This is a genomic window from Chromohalobacter moromii, assembly GCF_023091865.1.
Taxonomy (GTDB): domain Bacteria; phylum Pseudomonadota; class Gammaproteobacteria; order Pseudomonadales; family Halomonadaceae; genus Chromohalobacter; species Chromohalobacter moromii.
The window spans coordinates 121,590-140,674 of sequence record NZ_JAHXDI010000001.1 but is presented as its reverse complement, the minus strand read 5'-3'; the positions used below and the strand labels follow the sequence as shown (position 1 = coordinate 140,674).

11 protein-coding genes are annotated in these 19,085 nt (G+C 62.1%); 2 read left to right on the top strand and 9 right to left on the bottom strand.

Features of this window, described 5'->3' with window-relative positions; translation table 11 throughout:
- The 4 genes from alaS to KZO83_RS00600 form a co-directional block, all read right to left on the bottom strand.
- Entirely contained in the window at window positions 1-2,607 is a 2,607-nt protein-coding gene (alaS, locus tag KZO83_RS00615; RefSeq protein ID WP_247619380.1) for an alanine--tRNA ligase, read from the bottom strand.
- Window positions 2,608-2,811: 204 nt separating this feature from the next.
- The gene (locus KZO83_RS00610) at window positions 2,812-3,270 is read right to left on the bottom strand and encodes a regulatory protein RecX (protein WP_075370049.1); all 459 of its coding nucleotides are present in this window, start codon (window positions 3,268-3,270) and stop codon (window positions 2,812-2,814) included.
- A 2-nt stretch (window positions 3,271-3,272) separates the two neighbouring features.
- Window positions 3,273-4,349 carry a recombinase RecA gene (gene recA, locus KZO83_RS00605; RefSeq protein WP_178998533.1) on the bottom strand — a complete coding sequence of 359 codons (1,077 nt, stop codon included), beginning with the start codon at window positions 4,347-4,349 and terminating at the stop codon, window positions 3,273-3,275.
- Window positions 4,350-4,487: 138 nt separating this feature from the next.
- Entirely contained in the window at window positions 4,488-5,012 is a 525-nt protein-coding gene (locus KZO83_RS00600; protein WP_247619379.1) for a CinA family protein, read from the bottom strand.
- A 159-nt stretch (window positions 5,013-5,171) separates the two neighbouring features.
- Between KZO83_RS00600 and mutS the strand changes: the two genes are divergently transcribed.
- Window positions 5,172-7,751 (top strand): DNA mismatch repair protein MutS, encoded by a 2,580-nt coding sequence (mutS, locus tag KZO83_RS00595; protein WP_247619378.1) that lies wholly within the window; start codon window positions 5,172-5,174, stop codon window positions 7,749-7,751.
- 173 nt (window positions 7,752-7,924) lie between these two features.
- Complete coding sequence (gene fdxA, locus KZO83_RS00590) at window positions 7,925-8,248, top strand: ferredoxin FdxA (RefSeq protein WP_178998531.1); 324 nt, start codon at window positions 7,925-7,927, stop codon at window positions 8,246-8,248.
- A 550-nt stretch (window positions 8,249-8,798) separates the two neighbouring features.
- Here fdxA and eno read toward each other — a convergent pair.
- The 5 genes from eno to gltB all read right to left on the bottom strand — a co-directional run bounded on the left by eno (window position 8,799) and on the right by gltB (window position 18,901).
- Window positions 8,799-10,094, bottom strand: coding sequence for a phosphopyruvate hydratase (gene eno, locus KZO83_RS00585; RefSeq protein WP_246922418.1), 1,296 nt, complete (start codon window positions 10,092-10,094; stop codon window positions 8,799-8,801).
- A 119-nt stretch (window positions 10,095-10,213) separates the two neighbouring features.
- Window positions 10,214-11,065: a 3-deoxy-8-phosphooctulonate synthase gene (gene kdsA / locus KZO83_RS00580; RefSeq protein WP_247619377.1), complete on the bottom strand. Its 852-nt coding sequence runs from the start codon at window positions 11,063-11,065 to the stop codon at window positions 10,214-10,216.
- Window positions 11,066-11,074: 9 nt separating this feature from the next.
- Window positions 11,075-12,730, bottom strand: a complete 1,656-nt coding sequence (locus KZO83_RS00575) for a CTP synthase (protein ID WP_178998528.1) — start codon at window positions 12,728-12,730, stop codon at window positions 11,075-11,077.
- 244 nt (window positions 12,731-12,974) lie between these two features.
- Complete coding sequence (locus tag KZO83_RS00570) at window positions 12,975-14,393, bottom strand: FAD-dependent oxidoreductase (protein WP_247619376.1); 1,419 nt, start codon at window positions 14,391-14,393, stop codon at window positions 12,975-12,977.
- A gap of 56 nt (window positions 14,394-14,449) precedes the next feature.
- On the bottom strand, window positions 14,450-18,901 hold the full coding sequence (gene gltB / locus KZO83_RS00565) for a glutamate synthase large subunit (protein WP_247619375.1): 4,452 nt from the start codon (window positions 18,899-18,901) through the stop codon (window positions 14,450-14,452).
- Window positions 18,902-19,085 lie beyond the last annotated feature (184 nt).

Here is a 19,085-nt window from a genome sequence, read left to right as displayed (position 1 = left end):
TCACTCGCCGAGCCGAGCCTCGACCCAACTCGGCACACTCGCCAAGGCATCAGGCAACGCCTGCGGCCGCGATCCTCCTGCCTGCGCCATGTCGGCCCGGCCACCGCCTTTGCCGCCGACCTGTTCGGCGACATGCTTGACCAGATCGCCGGCTTTGAGGCGAGCGGTTAGATCATCGGTCACCCCGGCGATCAGGCTGACTTTTTCGTCGCCGGCCACGCCCAGCACGATGATCCCCGAGCCCAGCTTGTTCTTGAGCTGATCGAGCAGGCCGCGCAGCTCCTTGCCACCGATGCCTTCGACCTGCTTGGCGAGCAATTTAACACCCGCCACCTCGCGCACCTCGGCCAGCATGTCGCCACTCGCGGCACTCGCCAACTTGGCCTTGAGCCGCTCGAGCTCTTTTTCCAGGCTGCGGTTGCGCTCGAGCGTCGCTTCGAGACGTGACTCCACCTGCTCGGGTTTGGCTTTGAGCTGCTCGGCGACACGCGTGACCTTGGCTTCCTGATCGCGGAAATACGTCAGGGCACCTTCACCGGTAACGGCCTCGACGCGTCGCACGCCCGCGGCGACCCCCGTCTCGCTGAGAATGTGGAAGCAGCCGATATCGCCGCTACGCGCCACGTGCGTGCCACCACACAGCTCGATGGAGAAGTCATCGGCGCCAATGGTCAGCACACGCACGTTATCGGCGTACTTGGCCTCAAAGAGCGCTGCGGCGCCTTTCGCCTTGGCCTCGTCGAGCGTCATTTGCTCGGTGCGCGTGTCGGCGTTGGCCAGGATCTGCGCATTGACGATGCGCTCGACCTCGTCGAGCTGCGCCGGTGTCATCGCCTCGAAGTGACTGAAGTCGAAGCGCAGACGCTCCGCCGTCACCAACGAGCCCTTCTGCTGTACGTGCTCGCCCAATACTTGTTTGAGTGCCTCGTGCAAGAGGTGCGTCGCCGAATGGTTACGCATGGTCGCCGTGCGCAAGCTGGCATCGACCTGTGGCGTAACACTATCACCAACGGCGAGCCGGCCCTCGACGAGCACGCCATGATGCAGATGATGACCGCCTTGCTTCTGGGTATCGGTCACCTGGAAACGCATGCCGTTGGCGTTCAAGTAACCGGTGTCGCCGGCCTGCCCGCCCGATTCGCCATAGAACGGCGTACGATCCAGCACCACGACGCCCCGCTGACCGGCCTCGAGTGCCGCCAGCGCGTTGCCTTCGCGATCCACCAGGGCGGTGACACGCGCTTCATCTTCCAGGCGATCATAGCCGGTGAAGGCCGTCTCGCCCTCCAGGTCGAGCGCCGCCGTATAGTCGGCGCCGAACTGGCTGGCCGCACGGGCACGCTCGCGTTGCGCCTCGAGTTCACGCTGAAAGCCGACCTCGTCCGGCGTCACGCCACGCTCACGGCAGACATCCGCCGTCAAATCGAACGGAAAACCGTAGGTATCATAGAGCTTGAAGACGGTCTCGCCCGGCAGCACGTCGCCTTCGAGCGTATTCAACGCTTCCGTCAGCAGCCCCATGCCATGATCCAGCGTGCGCGCGAACTGCTCTTCTTCCTTGAGCAGTACCTTCTCGATCTGGGTGCGAGTCTTGCGCAGTTCCGGGTAGGCGTCGCCCATTTCGGCATCCAGCGCTGCCACCAGCTTATGAAAGAACGGCTCACGCGTTCCCAGCTTGTGGCCGTGGCGAATGGCGCGGCGAATGATACGCCGCAACACGTAACCGCGCCCTTCGTTGGACGGCAATACGTCGTCGGTGATCAAGAAAGCGCAGGAACGGATATGATCGGCGATCACGCGCAGTGATGGCGCGCTGGTGTCCGCATAGCCCGTCGCTTGTGCCGCGGCATCGAGCAGATTCCGGAACAGGTCGATCTCGTAATTGGAATGCACGCCCTGCATGACAGCCGCGACGCGCTCCAGGCCCATGCCGGTATCGATGGAAGGCTTGGGCAGCGGATTCAGCGTCCCACCACTGTCACGATCGAACTGCATGAACACCAGATTCCAGATCTCGATGTAGCGATCGCCGTCCTCGTCGGGGCTCCCCGGGGGACCGCCCGCGACCTCGGGCCCATGATCGTAGAAGATCTCCGAGGACGGACCACAGGGGCCGGTATCGCCCATCTGCCAGAAGTTGTCCTCGTCGAGCTTGGAGAAGCGCGCCGGATCGATGCCGATTTCATCCTTCCAGATACGTTCAGCTTCGTCGTCGCTGACGTGCACGGTGACCCACAGCTTGTCGGCGGGCAGCCCCAGCCGTTCGGTCAGAAACGTCCAGGCAAAGCGAATGGCATCGCGCTTGAAGTAATCTCCGAAGCTGAAGTTACCCAGCATCTCGAAGAACGTATGGTGGCGCGCGGTATAGCCGACGTTATCCAGATCGTTGTGCTTGCCCCCGGCACGCACGCAACGCTGCGGGGAAGTGGCACGTACGTAGGGGCGCGGATCGCGTCCCAGAAAGACGTCCTTGAATGGCACCATGCCGGCATTGGTGAACAGCAACGTCGGGTCGTTGCCGGGCACGAGCGAACTCGACGGCACGATGGTATGGCCGTGCTCCTCGAAGAACGTCAGAAAGGCTTGTCTGATGTCTGCGCTTTTCATAGAAATTCCGTGGCGGTGTGCGTTAGGCGCTGCGGGCACGCGCGGCCCGACCGGACAAGCGGTGGGCGAGAAACGCGAAAGTCGGCGAATGACGGAAAAAGAGTCGCCCCGAACCATCGCAAGGCGCACTAGTATAACGCGTTCGGCGGGGGACTAAAGAGGTGCCTGAACACCCAGAGGAAGGGGCGCACATCACGTGCGGTTCTAACGAGAACTCTCCCAGGCATGCGCCATGGCATGACGCACTTGATCGAAATCGAACCCGCGCGAGGCCAAAAACCGCTCGCGCTTGGCGCGTTCTCGCGGCTCGCGGCCGGGTGAGTCGAAGCGCTTGGACAATGCCTCACACGCCAGACGATGCCAATCGGGGGCCTCGCTTTCGAGTGCCTCGTACGCCATCTCGTCGGTAACACCGCGCGAACTCAACTCGGCGCGAATCTTCATTTCCCCTTGGCCACGAGACAGACGCGAACGCACGAACTGCTCGGCGAACCGCGCGTCGGACTGCAAGCCTTCCTCGGCCAGACCATCCAGCGCCAGCGCGATATCGGCACGCTCATGCCCACGCGTCGTCAGCCGCGACACCAGCTCAGCCCGCGAGTAATCGCGACGTGCCAACAAACGAATGGCATCGTCGCGAGGTGTCGTCTCTTGCTTATCCATGATTACAGCAGGTTATCGTCGTCTTGGGTCGCAGCGGCCTTATCTTCGCTCGCGCCTTCCTCCAGCTTGTCGTCCTCCGCCTTGGGCGCGGACAGCAATCGTGCGCGAATTTCGCCTTCGATTTCGTCCATGATCGCCGGGTTGTCTTCAAGGAACTGCGCGGCGTTGGCCTTGCCTTGGCCGATCTTGCTGCCCTGATAGCTGTACCAGGCCCCCGCCTTGTCGACCAAGCCTTGCTGTACCCCGAGATCGATGACTTCGCCGGCATGGTAGATACCCTTGCCATAGAGGATCTGGAACTCGGCCTGGCGGAACGGCGGCGCCACCTTGTTCTTGACGACCTTGACGCGGGTTTCGTTGCCGGTCACCTCGTCGCCCTGCTTCACCGAGCCAGTCCGGCGGATATCCAGGCGCACACTGGAATAGAACTTCAGCGCATTACCGCCGGTCGTGGTCTCGGGACTCCCGAACATCACGCCGATCTTCATGCGGATCTGATTGACGAACATCACCATGCAGTTGGCATTCTTGATGTTGCCGGTCACCTTGCGCAGTGCCTGCGACATCAACCTGGCCTGCAGCCCGACGTGAGAATCGCCCATTTCGCCTTCGATCTCGGCACGCGGCGTGAGGGCCGCCACAGAGTCGACGACAATCACATCGACACCGCCGGAACGTACCAGCATGTCGCAGATTTCCAGCGCCTGCTCACCGGTATCCGGCTGCGAGACCAGCAGATCGTCGAGATTGATGCCCAGCTTTTCGGCGTACGTCGGATCCAAGGCATGCTCGGCATCGATGAACGCACAGGTCTTGCCTTGTTTCTGCGCCTGGGCAATCACCGATAGCGTCATCGTGGTCTTGCCCGAAGATTCGGGGCCGAAGATCTCGACCACGCGACCCAGCGGCAAGCCGCCCACGCCAAGCGCGATATCCAGCCCCAGCGACCCGGTGGATATCGCCGGCGTCGCTACGCGCGGCGTATCGCCAAGACGCATCACGGCGCCCTTGCCGAACTGGCGCTCGATCTGGGAAAGCGCTGCGTTGAGCGCCTTGGAACGGTTGTCGTCCTGTGCCATGAAGGTCTCCTATCGAAGGACGTCGAAGCTCGCACGGCGGCGCTGACGCATGTCATCGCCGACCGCAAAACACTGTATGACTAGACAGTAGTATGACGAAAAAATTCTTCGCCGCCTACCTCTGTTTTCTACCCGATATCACGCTGGCGATACCATTTCCTCAAGCCTGTCGATCAAGCCGATCAGCGCCACGCGTACCGCTTGGCCACGCACGACGTCACGTGCACCCGGTAGATGGTGACACTCGCTCTCTTGCGCTCGCGCGTCGCCCCAGGCGAACCAGACCGTGCCCACGGGTTTGGCAGCGCTGCCGCCACCCGGGCCCGCGACCCCGCTGATCGCCACGCCCAGCGTGGCACCACTGTCGCGACACGCACCCGCCACCATCTCGTTCACGGTTTCGGCACTGACCGCTCCGTGCTCGGCAAGGGTCACGTCACGCACCCCAAGGAGGCGCTGCTTGGCACTATTGGCATAGGTCACGTAGCCGGTCTCGAAATATGCGGAACTGCCCGCGATGTCGGTAATGGCGCTAGCCACGCCGCCACCGGTGCAGGACTCCGCCGCCGTCACGCTGGCATTCGCCGCGAGACAGGCACGCCCCAGGCGCTCGGCCAATGCCTCGAGCGAATAGGCCTGCCATGTTGTCAGCGTCACCGCCATGTCGTGCCTCCCGGTTGCCATCTCAAGCGACGTGCCACTGACGCCGCCCACCCGAATGCGTAGAATAGAGGCTTTGGCGAACGTTTGCAGGCTCATCCAGCGCCGCGTCGCCTGATCCCACATTTGGCAACATCAGCCACCGGCACGACAAGGATTCGCATGAGCCAGGCCTCTGCCCAGCATACCCCGATGATGGTCCAGTACCTGAAGATCAAGCGCGAGCATCCCGAGGTGCTGCTCTTCTATCGCATGGGCGATTTCTACGAGCTGTTTTATGACGACGCCAAACGCGCCGCAAAATTGCTCGACATCACTCTGACCCAACGCGGCCAATCGGCGGGCAAGCCGATTCCCATGGCCGGTGTGCCCTATCATAGCGCCGAGGGTTACTTGGCGCGGCTGGTCAAGTCCGGAGAATCGGTGGCCATCTGCGAGCAGATGAGCGACCCCAGCACGGCCAAGGGCCCCGTGGACCGCCAGGTCGTGCGCATCGTCACGCCCGGCACCCTGCACGACGAAGCCTTGCTCGACGCGCGTCGCGACAATCTCGTGCTTGCCGTGCATCCTCACGGCGAACGCTGGGGCATGGCCTGGCTAGAGCTTTCAAGCGGCCACTTCAGCGTGCTCGAGGTGGACGGTGAAAGCGATCTGCTGTCCGAGATCCAGCGCCTCGACCCCGCCGAGTTGCTCGCCGCGGAGAGTCTCTCGTTGCCACCTGCTCTCGTCGAACGTCCCGGCTTTCGCCGCCAGGGCGACTGGCTGTTCGATCTAGAGAGTGCTCAGCGCTTGCTGTGCGATCAATTCGGCGTCGCCGACTTGCGCGGCTTCGGCTGCGCGCATCTCACCACCGCGCTGACCGCCGCCGGCGTGCTCATCGACTACGCCCGCGACACCCAACGCTCGCGCCTTCCCCACGTCACCGGGATCGCCGTGGAGACTCGCGACGAGGCGGTGGTGATCGATGCCGCCAGTCGTCGCAATCTCGAGATCGACATCAACCTCGGCGGTGGCTTCGAGAACACGCTGGCCAGCGTGTTGGACACCACCGCCACGGCCATGGGCTCGCGTCAGTTGAAGCGCTGGCTCAACCGGCCACTGCGCGATACCGCCCAGGTCCAGGCGCGTCAGGCAGCAGTGCAGAGTCTCATCGACGACGACCGTTATACGGCCCTGCGCGAGCCGCTCAAGGCGATCGGTGACATCGAGCGCATCCTCGCTCGAGTGGCTCTCTACAGCGCTCGCCCACGTGACCTGGCACGCCTGCGCGATGCACTCAATACCCTACCTGCGCTGGAGCGCGATCTCGCTGAGCTCGGCGACGGCACCGCCATCGACGAGCTCAAGCGTCATATCCGGCCGTATCCCGAACTGGCCGAGACGCTGACCCGTGCCCTGATGGACAACCCGCCCGTGGTGATCCGCGACGGCGGCGTAATCGCCACAGGTTTCGACGAGGAACTCGACGAATACCGTGGCTTGGCCGAGCATGCCGGCGACTACCTGGTGGAGCTCGAGACGCGCGAGCGCGAGCGTACTGGCCTGGCCAGCCTCAAGGTCGGCTATAACCGCGTCCACGGTTACTTCATCGAGATTCCGCGCGCTCAGGCCCGCGAGGCCCCGGCCGAGTATATTCGTCGCCAGACGCTGAAAAATGCCGAACGCTTCATCATCCCCGAACTCAAGGAGTTCGAGGACAAGGCGCTCTCGGCCAAGTCCCGTGCGCTGGCGCGCGAAAAGCTGCTATATGATGGATTGCTGGAAACGCTCAACGTCGATCTGCAAGCACTCCAAGGCACGGCGCGCGCCTTGGCGACCCTCGACGTGCTGGCATGTTTCGCCGAACGCGCCCTGGCGCTGGATTTCGTACGCCCCCGCCTGAGCGATCAGCCCGGCCTGCGCATTCGTGGCGGACGCCATCCCGTGGTCGAGCACGTCAGCGATCACCCGTTCGTGCCCAACGATCTGATGCTCGACGAAACGCGGCGCCTGCTGGTCATCACCGGGCCCAACATGGGCGGGAAATCTACCTACATGCGCCAGGCGGCCTTGATCGCGCTGCTCGCGCATACGGGCAGTTGCGTACCCGCCGACGATGCCGAAATCGGCCCCGTGGATCGCATCTTCACGCGTATCGGCTCCAGTGACGATCTGGCCGGCGGCCGCTCGACCTTCATGGTGGAGATGACCGAAACCGCGACCATTCTGCATAACGCCACCGAACACAGCCTGGTACTGATGGACGAGATCGGTCGCGGCACCAGCACCTTCGACGGCCTCTCGCTGGCCTGGGCCAGCGCCGAACACCTGGTCGAGCGACGCGCGTTCACGCTCTTTGCCACGCATTACTTCGAGATGACCGCCCTGACGGAACCCTACGACGGCGTGGCCAACGTGCATCTGACGGCCGCCGAGCATCAGGACGGCATCGTCTTCATGCACCGTGTCGAGGAAGGGCCCGCAAGCCAAAGCTACGGCCTACAGGTCGCGCAGCTCGCGGGGGTGCCGCCACGCGTAGTGGCACGGGCACGCGAGAAGCTCGCCACCCTGGAACAACAGGAAGTCCATCAGGCCAGCACTCGTGGCGGGATGCACGAGGGCGACGCGCCTAAACCACAACAAGCAGACCTTTTCGCCAGTGCACCGCATCCGGTCATCGAGGTGCTGGAAAAGCTCGACCTTGATGACCTTTCCCCACGCCAGGCCATGGCCTTGCTCTATGAGTGGCGTGAACAATGCTGAAGGTGCGTTTGGCTATGAGGCCATTCCAAAACGTTTATGGCCTCCGCTTGCCCACGCGCCAGGGGCGCGACTAAAATGTGGCGCCATTAGAATATGCCATTATAAATCGCCGCCCGTTTATAACCTTACTGTCACTCTGGGGCGCTGCCGCGACCGAGATTCAGGAGATCCTCATGACATTCGTCGTCACCGAAAACTGCATTCGCTGCAAATACACCGACTGCGTCGAAGTCTGTCCCGTGGACTGCTTCTACGAAGGGCCCAACTTCCTGGTGATTCACCCCGACGAGTGTATCGACTGCGCATTGTGCGAGCCCGAGTGTCCGGCCGAAGCGATATATTCGGAGGATGAACTTCCGGAGGGTCAGAAGGAATTCACCGAGCTGAATGCCGAGCTTTCCGAAGTTTGGCCCAACATCAGCGAGAAGAAGGACCCTCTCCCGGAAGCGGAGCAGTGGGATGGCAGCGCCGACAAGCTGCAATACCTCGAACGCTGACGCTGGTTGCCAACGTCCTCGGCGCGCCACGCAACGCCGGCCTTTCGACAAGGCCGGCTTTTTTGGATCGATAGGCAACGGCAAGACAAAAAAAAGCGGCCCGAAGGCCGCTGCATCCCATTCATCCCTGAGCGGCTCCCTCCGCTCGACTCCCGAGGTGCGCTCCATGCCTGCCATGGGCTCCCTCCACGACAGGCGCACCTTGCTGCATCCCAATCTGCCTCCAGGTAAGCAATGCCTTTGCTCATCCTGTGCAGGAGCATTGTTGCGGAAGCCGTGACGTGCCTCAACCGGGTCCCATCCCCTGACGCTTACCCAAGAGCGCCAGGCAGAACATAAAAAAGCCTAAAAAAACAATGACATACAATAAACAAGGAATGTTTATCGCACCTATTGCCCTTGTTTATCGCCGATGGACGGCATTTTTTGTAGGAATTCTCTTACAAAAAATGACGATAATGCTTACTCCAAAACACCCACGGCGGCCCTGAAGGCCGCCGTGGGTACTACAACTTAGATGTCATAGTAGAAGTACGCTTTGCGTCCGGCGTCAGCCCTGACCCTTGATCGCGGCCAGGCCGGGGTAGGTCGCCTGTCCTCCCAGGGCCTGCTCGATGACCAGCAAGCGATTGTACTTGGCCACACGATCGCTGCGGCACAACGAACCGGTCTTGATCTGGCCGGCGGACGTGCCCACGGCCAGATCGGCGATGGTGGTATCTTCGGTCTCGCCACTGCGATGCGAAATGACCGCGGTGAAGCCGGCGTCCTGCGCCATCTTGATGGCATCCAGTGTCTCGGACAACGAGCCAATCTGGTTGAACTTGATGAGGATGGAATTGCCGATGTGCTCGTCGATACCGCGCTTGAGGATCCGCGTATTGGTCACGAACAGATCATCGCCGACCAATTGCACCTTGTCGCCCAGCTTCTCGGTCAGGGCCTTCCAGCCCGCCCAGTCGGACTCGTCCATGCCATCTTCGATGGAGACGATCGGATACTGGTCGCAAAGTGCCGCGAGGTAATCGACGAAGCCGGCAGCGTCGTAGGACTTGCCTTCGCCCGACAGGTTGTACTGGCCGTCTTGATAGAACTCCGACGATGCGCAGTCAAGCGCCAGGGTCACGTCCTTGCCCAAGGCGTAGCCGGCCTTTTCCACGGCCTCCTGGATCACTGCCAACGCCTCGGCATTGGAGGCCAAGTTGGGCGCGAAGCCCCCCTCATCGCCCACCGAGGTCGACAAGCCGCGCGCGGCGAGCACCTTCTTCAGAGTATGGAAGATCTCGGCACCCATGCGCAGCGCTTCGCGGAAGTCGGGTGCGCCGACCGGCTGAATCATGAATTCCTGAATGTCGACGTTGTTGTCGGCATGCTCGCCGCCATTGAGGATATTCATCATCGGCACCGGCATGCGGAACTGGCTCGGCTGGCCATACAGCTCGGCGATGTGCGCGTAGAGTGGCACGCCCTTCTCGGTGGCAGCAGCCTTGGCAGCCGCAAGCGACACGGCGAGGATGGCGTTGGCGCCGAGACCTTCCTTGTTGTCGGTGCCATCCAGCTCGAGCATGGCGTTATCCAGACCACGTTGATCGAGCGCATCCTTGCCCACCAGGGCCTCGCGAATCTTGCCGTTGACGGCCTCGACCGCCTTGAGCACGCCCTTACCCAGGTAACGCGACTTGTCTCCATCGCGCAGTTCAAGCGCCTCGCGTGAGCCAGTGGAGGCGCCACTCGGCGCACAAGCCGTGCCGCGCACACCACTCGCCAGCACTACATCGGCCTGAACGGTTGGGTTGCCGCGGGAGTCCAATACCTCGAGAGCATGGATATCTTTGATCTCAGCCATTGCGAGTCATCCTCGTGTTAACGATGGGTCGTTTCAACATATCGAGAGGGTAGCGATCATGTTGACCGCTACGGGCGGCTCCGCTCGTCGTGTACTCGACTATTGCATTCGTCGGCGTCTCAGTCGATCTCCAGGGGCGCGAAACCCTTGACCATGTCGTCGATCGACTTGAGCTGGCTCAAGAAGCCCTCGAGCCGATTCAGGGGCAAGGCGCAGGGGCCGTCGCACTTGGCATTGTCGGGGTCGGGGTGCGCTTCGAGGAACAAACCTGCCAGTCCCACTGCGATGCCCGCACGTGCCAGCTCGGCGACCTGGGCACGGCGCCCGTCGGCGCTATCGGCGCGGCCACCGGGTTGCTGCAGCGAATGGGTGACATCGAAGAAGACCGGATAGCCCGTCTTCTTCATTTCCCCGAAGCCCAGCATGTCGACCACCAAGTTGTTGTAGCCGAAGCTGGAGCCGCGCTCGCAGAGTATCAGCCGCGAATTACCGGCTTCCTCGCACTTGCGAATGATATGACGCATCTCATGCGGGGCGATGAACTGCGGTTTCTTGATGTTGATCGCCGCACCGGTCTCGGCCAATGCCACCACCAAATCGGTCTGGCGGGCCAGGAAGGCCGGCAACTGAATCACATCGGCCACCTCGGCCGCCGGCTTGGCCTGCCAGGGCTCGTGTACGTCGGTAATCACCGGCACGTTGAAGCGTGACTTGATCTCGTCCAGCCATTCGAGGCCCTTTTCCAGCCCCGGGCCACGATACGAGTGGATCGAACTGCGATTGGCCTTGTCGAAACTCGACTTGAATACATAAGGCATTCCCAGGCGACGCGTCACCTCGACATAGGTCTCGGCGACTTCCAGAGCCATCTCGCGGGACTCGAGCACGTTCATGCCGCCGAACAGCGTCAGCGGCAATGAATTGCCGGCCCTCAGGCCGGCAAATTCAATCTGTTTGGATGTCTCGGCCATAATGCTTCCTCAGCTATGCTGTTGTGCACGCGCCCGCGCGACCGCGGCCTTGTATTCCAGCGCGGCGTTGATGAAGCCGGAGAACAGCGGATGCCCATCGCGCGGGGTAGAGGTGAACTCCGGATGGAACTGGCACGCCACGTACCAAGGATGATCAGGCAGCTCGATCATCTCCACCAGCGAGTGGTCGGCGCTCTTGCCCGAAATCACCAAACCGGCGTCCTCCAGGGCCTCGACGAACTGGTTGTTGACCTCGAAGCGATGACGGTGGCGCTCGGTGATGTCCTCCAGGCCATAGGCCGCATGTGCCCGTGTGCCCGACTTGAGATGGCACACCTGGCCGCCGAGCCGCATGGTGCCGCCCAGATCGGATGCCGCATCGCGCAGTTCGATCTTGCCCTCGGGGTTGACCCATTCAGTAATCAGTCCCACTACCGGATGCTGCGTGTCGTGGGTGAATTCGGTCGAGTTGGCATCCGCCCACCCCGCGACATGGCGCGCATATTCGATGACAGCCACCTGCATGCCCAAACAAATGCCAAGGTACGGCACTTTATTTTCGCGGGCATAACGGGCGGTCGCGATCTTGCCTTCCACGCCACGCTCGCCGAAGCCTCCGGGCACCAGAATCGCATCCTTGCCGGCGAGGCGTTCGGTACCGTGGCGTTCGATGTCTTCGGAGTCGATATAGTCGATGTTGACCTTGACCCGTCCTTGAATACCCGCATGGATCAACGCCTCGTTGAGCGACTTGTAGGCGTCGAGCAGCTCCATGTACTTGCCGACCATGGCAATGTTGACCGACTTGAGCGGGTTCAACTTGGCATCCAAGACGTGCACCCACTCGCCGAGATCGACGTCGTCGGCCTCGAGGCGCAGCTTGTCGCAGATAATGTCATCCAAGCCATGCTCATGCAGCATCAGCGGGATGCGATAAATGGTATCGGCATCCTGCAGCGGCACCACCGCGCGCTCCTCGACGTTGGTGAACAGCGCGATCTTGCGCCGCTCGCTTTCCTCGAGCTCGACTTCGCTACGACAGATGAGAATATCCGGCTGGATGCCGATGGAGCGCAGTTCCTTGACGCTGTGCTGGGTCGGCTTGGTTTTGGTCTCGCCGGCGGTCTTGATGTAGGGCACCAGCGTGAGATGCATGAAGAGTGCCTGGCTGGCGCCCTTCTCGCTACGAATCTGACGCGTCGCCTCAAGAAATGGCAGCGACTCGATATCGCCCACCGTCCCGCCTATTTCCACCAGCGCGACATCGAACCCATCGCCGCCTTCATAGACCCGGCGTTTGATCTCATCGGTGATATGCGGAATCACCTGCACGGTCCCACCCAGATAATCGCCGCGGCGCTCCTTGCGCAGCACGTGCTCGTAGACGCGTCCGGTGGTGAAGTTGTTGCTCTGGGTCATCTTGGTGCGGATGAAACGCTCGTAGTGGCCCAGGTCGAGGTCGGTTTCGGCGCCATCTTCGGTGACGAACACCTCGCCGTGCTGGAACGGGCTCATCGTGCCGGGGTCGACATTGATGTACGGGTCCAGCTTGAGGATGGTGACCTTGAGGCCGCGCGCCTCGAGGATCGCCGCGAGGGAAGCGGAGGCGATGCCCTTGCCGAGTGAGGACACAACACCGCCGGTCACGAAGATATATCGCGTCATGGAAAACCTGTCGAAACGTGGTCTGAAGGCCGTGGAGAGAACCGGGCCTGGATGGGACGCCAGAATAGCAGATTCCCCACGAGCGCTCAATTTGAGCTACGGGCTACGGGCTACGGGCTACGGGCTACGGGCTACGGGCTACGGGCTACGGGCTGCGGGCTGCGGGCTGCGGGCTGCGGGCTGCGGGCTGCGGGCTGCGGGCAGGATGATGTCTCTGTCCTGCCCGACACCCGAAGCTCGAGATTCAGACGCCGAGGTAGTCGAGGATGCCCTCGCCCGCCTGGCGGCCTTCATAGACCGCAGTGACCACCAGATCGGAGCCACGCACCATGTCGCCACCGGCAAAGATCTTTTCATGGCTTGTCTGGAAGGCGAAGCCACCCTGGGCCGGCGCTTTGACGCGTCCACGTTCGTCGAGGTCGATACCCACCGTATCGAACCAGTCGGCAGGATTGGGCTGGAAACCGAAGGCGATGATCACCGCATCGGCAGCGAACACTTCTTCCGACCCCGGCACCACCTCGGGACGCTGACGCCCGTTGGCATCCGGCTCACCGAGACGCGTGCGCACTAACTTGACGCCCTCGACCTTGTCCTCGCCGACGATGGCTACTGGCTGACGATTGAACAGGAACTCCACGCCTTCCTCGCGGGCGTTGGCGACCTCCTTGCGCGACCCCGGCATGTTGTCCTCGTCACGGCGGTAGGCGCAGGTCACGCTGGCCGCGCCCTGACGAATCGAGGTTCGGTTGCAGTCCATCGCCGTATCGCCACCGCCCAGCACCACGACGCGCTGACCCTCGAGCGACACATAATCGTCAGGGTCCTTCTCGAAGCCCAGGCAGTGATTGACGTTAGCGACCAGAAAATCCAGTGCCTTGTGGACACCCGGCAGCTCCTCACCGGGGAAGCCGCCTTCCATGTACTTGTAGGTGCCCATCCCCATGAACACGGCATCGAATTCGTCGAGCAGTGCCTCATGGGACACATCCCCGCCAATTTCCACCCCCAGGCGGAATTCGACGCCCATCTCCTCGAACACCGCGCGGCGACGCTTCATGACATTCTTCTCGAGCTTGAACTCGGGAATGCCGAAGGTCAGCAGCCCGCCGATTTCGGGATGTTTGTCGAACACCACCGGCTTGACACCGTTACGCACCAGGATATCGGCACAGCCCAGCCCCGCCGGGCCAGCACCGATCACCGCGACGCGCTTGTCGGTCCACTCGACCTTGGACATGTCCGGCCGCCATCCCATGGCGAAGGCCGTGTCGGTGATGTATTTCTCCACCGAACCGATGGTGACCGCACCGAAGCCATCGTTCAGCGTGCAGTCACCCTCGCAGAGGCGATCCTGCGGGCACACGCGACCACACACCTCGGGTAACGAATTGGTGCGGTGCGACATCTCCGCCGCCTCGAGGATGTTGCCCTCGCTGACCAGCTTCAGCCAGTTGGGAATGTAATTGTGGACCGGGCACTTCCACTCGCAATACGGATTACCGCAATGCAGACAGCGATGCGCCTGGCTGGCCGCCTCGCTGGGCTTGTAAGGCTCGTAAATCTCGGCGAACTCGCGCGCCCGGGCGCGCGCTTCCTTCTTTTCGGGGTCCTGCCGGCCGACATCGATGAACTGGAAATCGTTATTCAGACGGTTTGCCATGAGCGTCTCTCCTGTATTCAGCGAGTAGCAGGCGCTACTCGGGCCGCCGACGGCTCTTATTCCGGCTGACGCCGTGATTGGGCCAGCAGACCGTTGAGGCTTGCTGCCTTGGGCTTCACCAGCCAGAAATGGCGGATGAAGTCGGAGAAGTCCTCGAGGATCGCTTGCCCCCTTGCGGAGCCGGTTTCGGCGACGTATTCCTCGATCATCTCTCGCAGGTGGCGCCGGTAGGCTTCCATGACCTCGGTATTGATGCGATGGATCTCGACCAGTTCGTGGTTGTACTTGTCGACGAAGGTGCGATCCTCGTCGATTACATATGCGAACCCGCCGGTCATGCCCGCCCCAAAGTTGATGCCGGTCTCGCCGAGCACGGCTACCAAGCCGCCGGTCATGTATTCGCAGCAGTGGTCGCCGGCCCCCTCGATAACCGCATGCACGCCGGAGTTGCGCACCGCGAAGCGCTCACCTGCCGTGCCTGCCGCAAACAGCTTGCCGCCGGTCGCGCCATACAGGCAGGTGTTGCCGATAATCGCCGTTTTATGGCTTTCGAAACGACTCTCGCGGGGCGGCACGATGACCACCTTACCGCCGTTCATGCCCTTGCCGACGTAATCGTTGGCGTCGCCCTCGAGATAGAGCTGCAACCCACGTGCGTTCCACACGCCGAAACTCTGCCCGGCCACGCCGGTGAAGCGCGCGGTGATCGGCGCCTCTTCGAGCCCCGCCTCGCCGTAACGCTTGGCGATCTCGCCGGATACCCGAGCGCCCACACTGCGATCGCAGTTGGTGATCCGGAAGCTGAACTCCCCGCCCGACTTGGCCTCGATGGCCGGCAGCAAGGCATCCAGCACCTCCTGATTCTTGGCGCCGGGGTCGTGCGGCTCGTTGCGACCGACCTGGCAGAACTGCGGGGCCCCTTCGGGCACATGGTCGTTCTGCAACAGCGGCATCAAGTCGAGCTTGCGCTGGGAGGCCGTCTCGCCCTCGATGATCTCGAGCAGGTCGGTACGCCCGATCAAATCGGTCAACTGGCGCACACCCAGCAACGCCATCAGCTCGCGTACTTCCTCGGCGATGAAGCGGAAGTAGTGCTTGACCATGTCCACGGTGCCGCGGAAATGCTCGTCGCGCAGATGCTGATGCTGGGTCGCGACGCCGGTGGCACAGTTATTGAGGTGACAGATACGCAGGTATTTGCACCCCAGCGCCACCATTGGTGCCGTGCCGAAGCCGAAACTCTCGGCGCCGAGAATCGCCGCCTTGACCACATCGAGGCCGGTTTTGAGGCCGCCGTCGGTCTGCAGGCGAATCTTGTCACGCAGGCTGTTGATGCGCAGCGCCTGATGCACTTCGGGCAGACCCAGTTCCCACGGGCTACCAGCATGCTTGATCGAGGTCAGCGGACTCGCCGCGGTGCCGCCATCGTAGCCGGAGACGGTAATCAAATCGGCATAGGCCTTGGCCACGCCGGTGGCGATGGTGCCGATGCCGGGTTCGGAAACTAGCTTCACCGACACTTGAGCCGACGGGTTGACCTGTTTCAAGTCGAAGATCAACTGCGCCAGATCCTCGATGGAGTAGATATCGTGATGCGGCGGCGGCGAGATCAGTGTCACGCCCGGCACGGCGTAGCGCAGCCGTGCGATCAGCTCATTGACCTTGCCACCGGGCAACTGGCCACCCTCACCGGGCTTGGCCCCCTGTGCGACCTTGATCTGCAGCACCTCGGCATTGACCAGATAGGCCGGCGTCACGCCGAAGCGCCCGGAGGCGATCTGCTTGATCTTCGACGAGCGAACGGTTCCGTAGCGGGCTGGATCCTCACCGCCCTCACCGGAGTTGGAGCGTCCGCCGGTTTCGTTCATGGCTTGCGCCATCGCCTCATGGGCCTCGGGTGACAACGCCCCTAACGACATGCCGGCGCTGTCGAAGCGCGGCAGAAGGTTTTCGACCGGCTCGACCTCGTCGAGCGGCAACGGCTCGGGGGCCGGCTTGAGCATGAGCAAGTCACGAATGGTCGCCACCGAGCGCTCATTGACGGTCTGTGCGAACTGCTTCCACTTGGCGTAGTCGCCGCTTTGCACCGCGCTTTGCAACTGCATGACCACGTCTGGGTTGTAGGCGTGGTATTCATGATCGTGCACGTACTTCACCAAGCCACCCTGACGAATGCCCTTGCGCGGAATCCAGGCATCACGGGCCAGCAGTTCTTGCTGCAGTTGCAGCTCGGCGAAGCCGGCGCCCTCGATGCGCGACGCCATACCGGCAAAGCACATGTCCATGACCTCGGAGGACAGCCCCACCGCTTCGAATAGCTGAGAACCGCGATAGGATGCCAGCGTCGAGATCCCCATCTTGGAGAGGATCTTGTAGAGCCCCTTCTGTAGGCCCTTGCGATAGTTTTCGCGAGCATCCGCCGGGTTGCCGGTCAGCTCGCCGGTGTTGTGCATGTCCGCCATGACCTGGTAGGCCAAGTACGGATACACCGCCGTGGCCCCCACGCCGAACAGCACCGCCATCTGGTGGGCATCGCGGGCATAGCCCGTCTCGACCACCAGGTTGACCCGCGGCCGCAGTGCCTTGCGCCCCAGGTGATGATGAATCGCCCCCACCGCCAGCACGGCATGAATCGGTAATTTGCCACGTTCCAGGTCGGCATCCGAGAGCACCAGAATCACCTTACCCTCGCGAATCGCGTCCTCGGCCCGTTGGCACAGGCCGAGCAGCGCCTGCTTGAGCGTATCGCGCTCAGGGTCGTAACTCAGGCTCAGCTTATGGCTGGCGAATGCCGGGTCTTCCTGGGTCACCAACGCGGTGAACTTGCGCGGCGAGAGTACCGGCGTCGTCAAAATCAAGCGATGCGCGTGTTCGGGGGTCGCCTCGAAGACATTCAACTCGGCGCCGCAACAGGTTTCCAGCGACATCACGATCGCTTCGCGCAGCGGGTCGATGGCCGGGTTGGTGACCTGGGCGAACTTCTGCCGGAAGTAATCAGTCAGCAAGCGCCCATGGCGCGATAGCACCGCCATCGGCGTGTCGTCGCCCATCGAGCCCACCGCCTCCTGGCCGCCTTCGGCCAACGGGCGCAACAACTGATCGCGCTCTTCGAACGTCACCTGGAACATCTTCTGGTAGACGTTGAGTTCGTTGCCGGCCATGGGCTGAAAACGCGCCAGCTCGGTCAACGCGGACTCCAGGTAATGCGCATGCTGCTTCAACCAGCGGCGATAGGGATACGCCGAGCGCAGGCGTTCGTCGACATCCGGCGTATGCAGGACTTCACCGGTGTGGGTGTCCACGGCAAGGATTTGCCCCGGGCCCACACGGCCCTTGGCGATGACATCCTCCGGCTTGTAGTCGTAGACACCGATCTCGGACGACAGGGTGATGTAGCCGTTCTCGGTGATCACCCAGCGCGCCGGACGCAACCCATTACGGTCGAGCATGCATACCGCATGGCGGCCATCGGTCATCACCAGACCGGCAGGGCCATCCCACGGCTCCATATGCATGGAATTGTATTCGTAGAAGGCACGCAGATCGCCGTCCATGGTTTCGACGTTCTGCCACGCCGGCGGCACCATCATGCGCACGGCGTTGTAAAGATCCATGCCCCCGGTCAGCAACACCTCGAGCATGTTGTCCATGCTGGAGGAGTCGGACCCCGAGGTGTTGACGATCTCATCGAGTTCGGTGATTTCCGGCAACAACGGCGAGACGAAGTTTTCCTTGCGCGCGTTGGCCCAGCCACGGTTGGCTTCGACCGTGTTGATCTCGCCGTTATGGGCCATGAACCGGAAGGGTTGCGCCAAGGGCCAACGCGGCGCGGTATTGGTGGAGAAGCGTTGATGGAACACGCAGATCGCCGTGTGCAGCCGCTCATCGCCCAGGTCGCGATAAAAGGTCGGCAGGTCCGCGGGCATCATCAGCCCCTTGTAGGACACCACCTCGCTGGACAACGAACAGATATAGAAATCGTCTTCGTCCTTGAGCGCCTGTTCGGCATAACGACGCGCCATGAACAGATCGACATTGAACGCCTGGGTGTCACGCTCACCTTCCGCTTCGACGAAGACCTGGCGAATCCGGGGCAGGCACTCCAATGCCATGGGGCCACAGACTGAAGCATCGGTGGGCACGTCGCGCCACCCACTGACTCGCAGTCCACGCGCCGTCAGCTGCGCCTCGAGCACTTCTCGCGCATGCGCCTCTCGCGCATCGTCATCGGGCAGAAACACACTCCCCACGGCGAAGCGCTCGCCTAGTACGACGCCCAGGTCCTCACTTGCCACGGCACGCATGAAGTCGCTAGGCATCTTGAATAGTAGACCGCAGCCATCGCCGGTCTTGCCGTCGGCGGCAATGCCGCCACGGTGGGTCATGCAAGTCAGGGATTCGATCGCAGTCTTGAGCAGATCATGACTCGCCTGCCCTTCCATGTGGGCGATCAAGCCAAAACCGCAGTTGTCACGGAACTCGCCAGGCTGGTGAAGGCCTCTCATCATGGGCGTGCCTCACAAAATTTTGAAACTTGTGTCCAGAAATAATCGTGTTATGCTTTACGGTTATCTTTTATTTTTTTAAGGTCGAAAAGCACGTCATGCGATGACGCATCGGGCGTGAAAAAGGTCGACCAGCATAGCCCCTGCCCCCCTCTCAAGCAATTCCACTACCTGCCGTGTTGCCTCA